The sequence below is a fragment of the Desulfotomaculum copahuensis genome (genome assembly GCF_001655685.1).
In the GTDB taxonomy this organism is placed as follows: domain Bacteria; phylum Bacillota; class Desulfotomaculia; order Desulfotomaculales; family Desulfovirgulaceae; genus Desulfotomaculum_G; species Desulfotomaculum_G copahuensis.
The window spans coordinates 1-1,685 of sequence record NZ_LYVF01000119.1; the positions used below are offsets into that span (position 1 = coordinate 1).

General features: G+C 31.3%; 2 protein-coding genes. Both read right to left on the minus strand.

Translation table 11 applies throughout. The annotated features are described in order from the left end of the window. Nucleotides 1-108: 108 nt before the first annotated feature. Nucleotides 109-1,206, minus strand: coding sequence for an RNA-guided endonuclease InsQ/TnpB family protein (locus A6M21_RS17875; protein ID WP_078060500.1), 1,098 nt, complete (start codon nt 1,204-1,206; stop codon nt 109-111). Further along, a complete protein-coding gene (gene tnpA / locus A6M21_RS17880) occupies nt 1,203-1,607 on the minus strand; it encodes an IS200/IS605 family transposase (protein WP_078060501.1) in 405 nt (134 codons plus the stop codon). Before tnpA ends, A6M21_RS17875 begins: the two co-directional genes overlap by 4 nt. Nucleotides 1,608-1,685: the final 78 nt, after the last annotated feature.

Genomic DNA, 1,685 nt, shown 5'->3' on the forward strand with positions numbered 1-1,685 from the left:
TGGAGCTTCCTACTTCATAGACCGTTGCCTACGGCTATTCACAGCAGGTCTTACACAATCTCCATGGGCGTAACTTCGGGGGGAACCTTCCCTACAAAATTATTACTCTTATGCTACTATGCCTAATTGTTTTAATCCTTCATATAGTACATTTATTGCTGCATTTACATCTCTGTCTATCTCTAATCCGCACTCGCATTTGTGTATTCTTACTGATAAGTCTTTTTCTACTATTTTCCCGCATCCTGAACATCTTTGTGATGTATATGCTGGATCTACTTTTACAAATAATTTTCCTTCTTTTTCTGCTTTATACTGGAGATATTTGTCTAACATTCCCCATCCTGCATTTGCTATCGATTTTGCAAGTTTATGATTTTTCATCATATTTTTTACTTGCAAATCTTCAACGCATATGATGTCATTATGTTTTACTATGTTATAGCTTATCTTATGTAGATAGTCCCTTCTTTGATTCGCTACTTTTTCATGAAGTTTCGCTAATCTTTTCTTTTGCTTTTCTCTGTTTTTGCTTCCTTTCTTTTTTCTTGATAATTGTCTTTGCAGTCTTTTTAGTTTCTTCTCTGATTTTTGTAGCCATTTAGGATTTGAGTATAATTCTCCATCTGATGTTGCAGCTATTGAGTTTATTCCTTTGTCTACTCCTATTGCTTTTTCTGTTATGACTGTTTTTTCTTTTTCTTCTTCTACTTCAATCGACAGATTTATATACCATTTTCCTGCATGGTATTTTATGTTTATTGTTTTGACTTTTGTTGGATCAAAGTTTCTATGTGCTTTGATTTTTATATGCCCTATATTTTTTATGTATACATATCCTTCTTTCCCAAAGTTTCTTTTTGCTTCGCATTGTGGAAGTGTTATTGATGTGTAGTGATATTTATCTTTGAATTTAGGATATTTGGCTCTTTTGTCAAAGAAGTTTTTATATGCTCTATCTAATCTTCTCAACACATCCTGTAATATCTGCGACTGTACTGTTTTGTATTCTGGATGTTCTTTTTTATATTTTGGAAGCATGTTCTGCTGTTCTTTATACGTAAGCCCTTTGCCATATTCTTTGTAATGTTTTATTCTTTGATCCAGTGAATAGTTGTATAATTTGCGACATAAATACAATGTATAAAAAAGCTTTTCTTCTTGTTCTTTTGTGGGTTCTATGAGAAAATGCTGACATATCATCATCTTTTCTCACCTTGGCTTTCTATATACTGTTTTATAACTTCTATAGGTGCACCACCTGATGTAAGAAGACAGTAACTTCTTGACCAAAAATATTCTTTCCAAAGTTTTTGTTTTATCTGCGGATATTCTTTTTTTATGAGTCTAGACGATGCACTTTTATAAGCATTAATGAATTTAGATATTTCAGAGTTTGGCTCTGCTTTGAAAAGTATGTGTACATGGTCTTTATCGTGATTCCATTCTTGCAGCGATATATTATAATTGGGTGATATATTCTCAAATATCTCCTTTAATCTATTTGATATGTTATCGTCTATTACTTTTCTTCTGTATTTTACAACCATTATAAGATGATAATACAGTAAGAATACTGAATGATTATTATTATCTAATATTAGCATTATATCACCACTTTACTTTTTACTTCTGATAATATTATAACATATAATGTTATGGAAAACAATAGAAATTCATCTCCC